At 64.8% G+C, this 8,040-nt stretch carries 10 protein-coding genes; 6 read left to right on the top strand and 4 right to left on the bottom strand.

Annotated features, from left to right (window positions below):
- Nucleotides 1-128: 128 nt before the first annotated feature.
- Nucleotides 129-878, bottom strand: coding sequence for a sulfite exporter TauE/SafE family protein (locus ABE459_RS24990; protein WP_258705982.1), 750 nt, complete (start codon nt 876-878; stop codon nt 129-131).
- Between the two features lie 115 nt (nt 879-993).
- Between ABE459_RS24990 and ABE459_RS24985 the strand changes: the two genes are divergently transcribed.
- The 3 genes from ABE459_RS24985 to ABE459_RS24975 all read left to right on the top strand — a co-directional run bounded on the left by ABE459_RS24985 (nt 994) and on the right by ABE459_RS24975 (nt 3,031).
- Nucleotides 994-1,950: a LysR family transcriptional regulator gene (locus ABE459_RS24985; protein WP_323830894.1), complete on the top strand. Its 957-nt coding sequence runs from the start codon at nt 994-996 to the stop codon at nt 1,948-1,950.
- Nucleotides 1,951-2,005: 55 nt separating this feature from the next.
- A complete protein-coding gene (locus ABE459_RS24980; RefSeq protein WP_125463187.1) occupies nt 2,006-2,461 on the top strand; it encodes a MarR family transcriptional regulator in 456 nt (151 codons plus the stop codon).
- Between the two features lie 141 nt (nt 2,462-2,602).
- Nucleotides 2,603-3,031 carry an organic hydroperoxide resistance protein gene (locus tag ABE459_RS24975; RefSeq protein WP_023632623.1) on the top strand — a complete coding sequence of 143 codons (429 nt, stop codon included), beginning with the start codon at nt 2,603-2,605 and terminating at the stop codon, nt 3,029-3,031.
- Between the two features lie 133 nt (nt 3,032-3,164).
- Here ABE459_RS24975 and efp read toward each other — a convergent pair whose 3' ends face one another.
- Nucleotides 3,165-3,734, bottom strand: coding sequence for an elongation factor P (gene efp / locus ABE459_RS24970; protein ID WP_323830893.1), 570 nt, complete (start codon nt 3,732-3,734; stop codon nt 3,165-3,167).
- A 48-nt stretch (nt 3,735-3,782) separates the two neighbouring features.
- Complete coding sequence (gene earP, locus ABE459_RS24965; RefSeq protein ID WP_323830892.1) at nt 3,783-4,901, bottom strand: elongation factor P maturation arginine rhamnosyltransferase EarP; 1,119 nt, start codon at nt 4,899-4,901, stop codon at nt 3,783-3,785.
- Nucleotides 4,902-5,035: 134 nt separating this feature from the next.
- On the opposite strand from earP, the gene ABE459_RS24960 reads away from it, so the two are divergent.
- Together ABE459_RS24960 and ABE459_RS24955 are read left to right on the top strand one after the other, a co-directional pair.
- Nucleotides 5,036-5,434, top strand: coding sequence for a hypothetical protein (locus tag ABE459_RS24960; RefSeq protein ID WP_125463183.1), 399 nt, complete (start codon nt 5,036-5,038; stop codon nt 5,432-5,434).
- Between the two features lies 1 nt (nt 5,435).
- A complete protein-coding gene (locus ABE459_RS24955) occupies nt 5,436-5,918 on the top strand; it encodes a GreA/GreB family elongation factor (protein WP_258705979.1) in 483 nt (160 codons plus the stop codon).
- A 148-nt stretch (nt 5,919-6,066) separates the two neighbouring features.
- On the opposite strand, the gene ABE459_RS24950 is transcribed toward ABE459_RS24955, so the two are convergent.
- Complete coding sequence (locus ABE459_RS24950) at nt 6,067-6,993, bottom strand: LysR family transcriptional regulator (RefSeq protein WP_125463181.1); 927 nt, start codon at nt 6,991-6,993, stop codon at nt 6,067-6,069.
- A 124-nt stretch (nt 6,994-7,117) separates the two neighbouring features.
- Here ABE459_RS24950 and ABE459_RS24945 point away from each other — a divergent pair, with 124 nt between their 5' ends.
- Nucleotides 7,118-7,867, top strand: coding sequence for a 3-oxoacyl-ACP reductase family protein (locus ABE459_RS24945; RefSeq protein WP_323830891.1), 750 nt, complete (start codon nt 7,118-7,120; stop codon nt 7,865-7,867).
- The last annotated feature ends 173 nt before the right edge of the window (nt 7,868-8,040 follow it).

Genomic DNA, 8,040 nt, shown 5'->3' with positions numbered 1-8,040 from the left:
GGGCCGCGTAGCGGCCCCAGGATTTGCGTTATCACATAGATTGCCGGGGCGGCTGCGCAGCCCTTTACGGCCGGTCCCGCGCCCCCGCACGGCCGCTCCTACAACAGTCGTGCAACAGCCCCCTGCGATCAAAGCTCGAACCCAAGCATCACCGCACACACCACCAGGAACACACAGAACAGCGTGCGCAGTACCTTCTCCGGCAACGCATGGGCCAATTTCACACCCCAACTGATGCTGAGCAGGCCGCCCACCGCCAACGGGATACCGACACTCCAGTCCACGCTCTGATGCAACCCATAGGTCAGCAAGGTCACCGTGGTACTCGGCGCCGCCAGCGCCAGCGACAAGCCCTGGGCCACCACCTGGGTGGTACCGAACACGCTGGTCAATATCGGCGTGGCCACCACGGCCCCACCCACACCGAACAGCCCGCCCATGGTCCCAGCGAAGCTGCCCAGCACACCCAACCACGGCCAGGGGTAACGCAACTCGCTGCTCGGCGGCCTTACCCGCAGGAACATCCGCGCCACGTTCCACACCGCCAGCGCCACCAGGAAGCCGACGAAGCCCAGGCGCATCGACTGGGCATCAATGCCCACCGCCCAGATCGAGCCCAGCCAGGCGAAGAGGAAGCTGCACAGCGACAAAGGCACGGCATGGCGCAGCTCGATGCGGTTGCGCTGGTGGTAGCGCCACAGCGCCAGCAGCACGTTCGGCACCACCATCACCAGCGCGGTGCCCTGAGCCAACTGCTGGTCAAGGCCGAACAGCACACCCAGCGCAGGGATGGCGATCAGCCCGCCACCGATGCCGAACAACCCACCCATGGTGCCTAGCGCGGCGCCCAACACGATATACATCAACCACTCGATCATCAGCGCCTCATCCGCCTGCTCCTGAACAATGGCTGCATGCTACCCAGTCGCGGCTGGCGGGGAAACGCACAGCAGCGCACAATGGCTATGCGCCTTACGCACAAGCAGACCTGCCATGAGCCCCGACATCCTCACCGAACAACTGAGCCTGTTCCTCGACGTACTGGAAACCGGCAGTTTTTCTGCCGCCGCTCGCCGCCACCCACTGACCCCCTCGGCCGTGGCGCGGCGCATCGACAACCTGGAAAGCGCCGTCGGCAGCCGCATGTTCGCCCGCAGTACCCATGCCGTGCGCCCCACGCCCGCCGGTAACGCCTTCGCCGAACGGGCCCGGCGCATCATCGAAGAGTTGCGCCTGGCACGGGCCGAGGCGGTGTCGCTGAGCAACGCCCCTGAGGGCTTGATTCGCATCGATGCCCCGGCGGCCTTCGGTCGCCGCCACCTGGCACCGGCCATTGCCGACTTCCTGGTGGCCTACCCCGGGCTGGACGTGCAGTTACGCCTGATCGACAGTTTCGTCGACCTGCACGGCAGCCACCTGGGCGAAGTCGACCTGGTGCTGCGCGCCGGCCCCCTGGCCGACACCCGCCTGGTGGCCACGCCCCTGGCCTACATGGTGCGTATCGCCTGCGCAAGCCCCGGCTACCTGGCCAGCCGTGGCATGCCCGCCTGCCCCAGCGAGCTGCCCGGGCATGACGGCCTCGACTGGGACGGCCTGGCGCCGCCGTTCGCCTGGCGCTTCACGGTCGATGGCCAGGCACGCCTGTACCGGCCCACGCGCATGCGCATGACCGCCAACAATGCCGAAACCTTGTTGTTCGGCGCACTGGCCGGCCTGGGCATCGCCCACCTGCCCACCTGGCTGATCAGCGACTACCTGCTGCGCGGCGAACTGCTGCCACTGTTCTGCGACAACGGCCTGCCCGCGCCGGAGAGCAGTGGCATCTATGCGCTGCGCCTGGAACATGAAACGAACTCTCGCAGCCGCTTGCTGCTCGAATTCCTCAAGAGCCGCTTCAGCCCGGTGCCCCCCTGGGACCTGGCCTTACGCAGCGAGCTGCGCTGGCAATGAGCGCGCTAACCTTCAGCGTGCTAGATTTTCCCCTACACCGATTTCAAGGACCTGCATGAACGCCAACCCCCAAGCCCCCTGCGACGAGCTGCTGCTGGACAACCAGGTCTGCTTCGCCCTGCATTCGACGTCGCTGCTGATGACCAAGGTCTACAAGCCCCTGCTGCAGGCGCTGGGCCTGACCTACCCGCAGTACCTGGCCATGCTGGTACTGTGGGAGCAGGACGGCCTGACCGTGGGCGAGATCAGCCAGCACCTGCTCACCGACCCCGGCTCGCTCACCCCGCTGCTCAAGCGCCTGGAAAGCGAAGGGCTGCTCAAGCGTACCCGCAGCCGCGAAGACGAACGGGTGGTGCTGGTGCAACTGACCGACAAGGGCCGCGCCCTGCAACAGCAAGCCCGGGACGTGCCGCACTGCATCCTCAAGGCCAGCGGCCGCACAGTCGAGCAACTGGCCAAGCTGCAGGCAGAACTGATCGAACTACGCGCGAACCTGCAAAAAAACCTCTGACGGCTATGCTGGGTGGTGGCCGTTCGGACGAGTGGCCGAACATTTAACTTGCGCGCAAACTAATTGCGCGCTAAGTTTTATCCCGTACCCACCCAGCGCCCCTTCCATCAACGGGCGCACAGCATATGAACGAGGCTCAAGATGCAAAAGGTCACTCCGCTGTACATCGCAGAAGCCACTTCCACTGGCGGCCGCGACGGTAAATCCCGCTCCAGCGACGGCAAGCTGGAAGTCAAGCTGAGCACCCCTAAAGAGCTGGGCGGCGCTGGCGGTGACGGCACCAACCCCGAGCAGATGTTTGCCGCCGGCTACTCGGCCTGCTTCATCGGCGCACTGAAGTTCGTCGCTGGCCAGGAGAAAAAAGCCCTGCCAGCCGATGCCTCGATCACCGCCAAGGTGGGTATCGGGCAGATTCCCGGTGGCTTCGGCCTGGACATCGACCTGCACATCAACCTGCCGGGCCTGGCCCAGGCCGATGCCGAAGGGCTGGTGGAGAAGGCGCACAAGGTCTGCCCTTACTCCAACGCAACCCGCGGCAATGTAGATGTGCGGTTGCATGTGACCGTATAACAAAATGATCGCGGGGCAAGCCCGCTCCCACGCGGGGCGCATACTGACGTGGGGGCGGGCATTCCCCCCCGGGTTTATCAGGCACCAAATAAACCCGCCGGGGGCGGGTTTTTCGTGCTCATCGCAAGAAGGATTACTTCTTGGAACGGCCCTTGAAGCTGTTGTCGCGAGTGTCGATGTCGATCCACTCGTCGATCTGGATGAAGTCGGCAACCGAGATCTCGGTACCGTTCTTCAGCTTGGCAGGCTTCATGACCTTGCCCGAGGTGTCGCCACGTGCGGCGTTCTCGGTGTAGACAACCTGACGGCTGATGGTGGTCGGCAGTTCTACCGATACCAGGCGGCCTTCGAAGAACACGGCTTCGCAGACGTCTTGCATGCCTTCTTCGATGTACGGCAGAACAGCTTCGATGTCCTCGGCGTTCAGCTCGTACATGGTGTAGTCGGTGGTGTCCATGAAGGTGTACGAGTCACCGCTGATGAACGACAGGGTCGCTTCTTTGCGATCCAGGATCACGTCGTCCAGCTTGTCGTCCGCACCGTATACGGTTTCGGTCTTGTAGCCGGTCAGCAGGTTCTTCAGCTTGGTCTTCATGATCGCGCTGTTACGGCCCGACTTGGTGAACTCAGCTTTCTGAACCAGCCACGGGTCGTTATCGATCCGCAGTACGGTACCGGGTTTCAGCTCTTTACCAGTTTTCATTACGAAGTATCCGAATCTGGATGGATTTATAAAAATCGAGGCCGCGTATCATAGCGAATTTCGGTAAAACTGTACCAGTCTCGTGGCAAGGTCCGGCTGAGCGGCCTGCTCAGCGCGCCACTGGCGGGCATGCGCGCACAACTCAGCCCAGTGCGGCTGCAGCCTTTGCCAGGCCTGCCCCATCGGCTGATCCATGTTCCAGGCACGCCACATCGCGGTCAGCGCCAGGCCTGCGGCGTCCGACAGCCCGCGACGGTAAATGGCCAGGAAGGCTTCGAGTTTTTCCCAGTGGGCGTTCTCTTCCTGAACGTAGATATGCCACAGCATCGGCGCGCCGGCCCATTGCGCGCGCACGAACGAATCCTCGCCACGCACGGCGTTGAAGTCGCAGCTCCACAGCAGCCTGTCGTAATCGTCCTGGCTGACGAACGGCAGCACCTGCACGGTCAGGGCGCCGCGCCGATGCAAGGCCCCCACTGGCAGTTCGGACTCGCCCAGCCAGCGGCCCAGGTCACCCAGGATGCGCCCCTGCGGCACCAGCAGGTGAACCGGCTGCGCATCGGCCGCCAGCGCATCGAGCCAGTTGCACAACTGCGGGTTCTCGTAGGCGAACAGCGAAATCAGCCGCGCGCCGTCCTCGGGCACAACGCCTAACTCGGCGAGGAAGCTTGCGCGCTCGAACGCTTCGCGGCGTGGCAACAATGAGCGCTCGCGCAGCAGGCCACCGGTTTTATCAGTGAAGCCCGGGAAGAAGAAGATCTTGCGCAGCCCGTTGGCCTGCGGCGAGGGCAACCCATGGCAACCCTCGACCCAGTCCTCGGCACTGAGGTAGTCCAGGTTCAGCCACAAGGGTGGCTTGGGCAGCCGGGCCATGGCCTCGACGAACGCCGCCGGCAACTGGCAGGCAAAGGCCCCGATCACCACCTGTGCAGGGGCTGCGCCCTGCCATTCGGCGGCCCAGCGGCGCACCTCGACGCCCTCCTGCCATTGCTGGTCGGCATTGCAGTCCAGCGCCGGACACAGGCGTGCGAAGGACTGCAGGTCATCCACCCACAGGCGCACGCCCAGCCCATGCTCGGCCACCAGCTGGCGGGCCAGGCGCCAGGTCACGCCGATGTCGCCATAGTTGTCGACGACCGTGCAGAAGATGTCCCAGGTGGTTTTCATCGCCACGTACCGTTACCTGCAAAAAAGACCGCGGATTCTGCGCACAAATGCGCGCCGACAAAAGCGCCGCGCTAAAAAAACCTGCCACGCCATGCGACAATGCCGCCATCGATCCGCCCTGCCAGGAGGCCGCCATGCCCCGCTCCCGCGAACTGAAGATCACCCTTAAACCCGTGCAACTGATCCTGTGTGTCGCCTTCGGCCTATGGCTGGGAGCCGTCGCCATCGCCCTGAGCCTGTGGCTGGCGCTGCGCCTGTGGCCGGAACAGGTACAGCCGGTGGCCCAGGCGGTCGCCCCGGCCATCGTCCAGCCGGCGCCCGACAGCGCGCCCGCGCAACCGGAAGATGCCCAGGCGCAGATGTTCGAACGCTACAAGGACATCCTGCACCAGCAGCAATTGCAACAGGCGGCCGAAACCGCGCAGGGCAGCCCGCGCAACCTGAACAACCCCAAGTGCCAGTTCTGGCTGCAGCAGAACCGCACCGCGCCGACCGACAAGAGCCAGGCCAACGTGCTGGAGTTCTGCTACTGAGATGAACAAGACCAGCCTGCTGCAGCACATCATCGCCACCCTCGAGCACGACATGGAAGTGCTGCGCCAGGCGGCCCAGACCGCCTATGAAACGGCCACCGCCGAAGAGAACATCGCCGAGAACAAGTACGACACCCTGGGGCTGGAGGCATCCTATCTCGCCACTGGCCAGGCCCGGCGCACCGCCGAGATCCGCCAAGCGCTGCTGACCTATCAGCAACTGGTGCTGCGCGACTATGACCCGGCGCGGGGCATTCAGATCGGCTGCCTGGTGACGCTGGAAGATGAAGACGGTCGCCAGCGCCTGCTGTTCCTCGGGCCGGAGGGGGCCGGGCTGAAGATTGGCGAAGGTGATGCACTGGTGACGGTGATCACTCCGCGTGCGCCGCTGGGGCAGCAGCTGCTGGGCAAGAAGCTGGATGACGAGGTTAGCCTGGTGGTGAATGGCATCGTGCAGGTGCAGTACATCGTCGCTGTCGTGTAATCAATGGTGCAAGCCTGCCTCCACACGCTCTTGCAAGCTGCGCCGAACCTGTGGGAGCCGGCTTGCCGGCGATCACCGGCGAAGCCGGTGCCCGAGACTGCGGCGCCTGCATCGCCGGCAAGCCGGCTCCCACAAAGTGCCGCGATGGTCATTGCAACGCGTTGAACCGCCCCGCCAACCCCTGTTCGGCAAACTGCTCCACCACAAAATCGATGAACGCCCGGGTCTTGCCCGGCAACAGCTTGTGTTCGGCGTAATACAGGCTGATGTTGCCATCGTCCACGTACCAGTCCGGGAGCACGCGCTGCAGCTTGCCCTCGGTCAGGTACGGCAAGGCAAACGGCAAACTCACCAGGGCAATCCCCAGCCCCTGCCCGGCCACCGCGCAGGCGGCATCTGAGTCGCTCATGGTCATGCTCTGCGGCAATTGCAGCGGGCACTGCTCCTGCCAACGGCTGGTCAGCGGCCAGGCACGCACGCGACCGGTCTGCGGCGAACGGATCAGGATGCCTTCATGCTGTGCCAACGCACTGGGATGCTCGATCGGCGGGTGCCGCAGCAGGTACGCCGGCGCCGCCACCAGCACCCGGTGCGCAGGGGTCAGTTTGCGCGCCACCACCCCCAGCGGCAGCTCGAAACCACCGCCGATGGCGGCATCGAAGCCCTGCCCGATCAGGTCGACCTGGCGGTTGTCGAAATGCCAGTCCGGGGTGATCGCCGGGTAACGCCGCAAGAACTCCCCTAGCAACGGCAGCACGTACAGCCGCCCGAATACCGTGCCCATGCTCACCCGCAGCACACCCGCCGGCTGGCCCTCGGCACTGGCCAGGTTGGCCATGGCGTACTGGATGGTGCGCAAGCTGTCGCTGACTTCCCCCAGAAATCGTTGCCCCGCCTCGGTCAGGGTCAGCTTGCGGGTACTACGCTGGAACAACCGCACGCCCAGGCGCGCTTCCAGTTGGGCGACGTTCTTGCCGACCGCCGCCGGGGTCAGCGACAGGCGCCGGGCGGCTTCGGCAAAGCTGCCTACTTCAGCGCTGCGAACAAAGCACTCAAGGTGACTGAACGATTCCATGGTTTGGATTCTCAACCAACGGTTTACTCAGATGATCGTGATTACCATCTTATCAGTGGGTAATCATCGGTCGATACTGCGCCCATCCAAGGCAACCTGCCTTGCTTGAATACTGGAGATCAGCATGTCCCAAGCACTTCCCCTGAGCGGCAAAGTGGCCCTGGTCCAGGGCGGTTCCCGTGGCATCGGCGCGGCCATCGTCCGCCGCCTGGCCCGCGACGGCGCCAAGGTGGCCTTCACCTATGTCAGCTCCGCCGCCACCGCCGAAGCCCTGGCCGGCGAGATCACTAAAGCCGGCGGCCAGGCCCTGGCCCTGCGTGCCGACAGCGCCGAGGCCGCCGCCGTGCGGCAGGCCGTGGCCGACACGGTCAAGGCCTTCGGCGGGCTCGATATCCTGGTCAACAATGCCGGCGTGCTGGCGGTGGCGCCGGTAGCCGAGTTCGACCTGGCCGATTTCGACCGCATCCTGGCGGTCAATGTGCGCAGCGTGTTCGTCGCCACCCAGGCCGCCGCGAAACACATGGGCCAGGGTGGGCGGGTCATCAACATCGGCAGCACCAATGCCGAGCGCATGCCATTTGCCGGCGGCGCGCCGTATGCCATGAGCAAGTCGGCGCTGGTCGGCCTGACCAAAGGCCTGGCCCGTGACCTGGGGCCCCAGGGCATCACGGTGAACAACGTGCAGCCAGGGCCGGTGGACACCGACATGAACCCGGCCAGCGGCGAGTTCGCCGACAGCCTGATCCCGCTGATGGCCATCGGGCGGTATGGGCATGTGGAGGAGATCGCCAGCTTCGTGGCCTATCTGGCAGGGCCGGAGGCGGGCTACATCACCGGCGCCAGCTTGACCGCCGATGGTGGGTTCTCGGCCTGAGACACGCCTCGCCTGTAGGAGCGGCCTTGTGCCGCGAAAGGGCCGCAGCGCGGCCCCAGGATTTCAGCGTGAAAGCAGAAATCGCCGGGGCTGCTCTGCAGCCCTTTCGCGGCACAAGGCCGCTCCAACAGCGGACGTGCAAGCCCGTTTAGTCTGTACCCAGGCTCTGCTCC

The sequence above is a fragment of the Pseudomonas sp. TWI923 genome (assembly GCF_039673365.1).
GTDB classification, from domain to species: domain Bacteria; phylum Pseudomonadota; class Gammaproteobacteria; order Pseudomonadales; family Pseudomonadaceae; genus Aquipseudomonas; species Aquipseudomonas sichuanensis.
The sequence above is the reverse complement of the archived record's forward strand: the minus strand, read 5'-3'. Positions and strand labels throughout refer to the sequence as shown.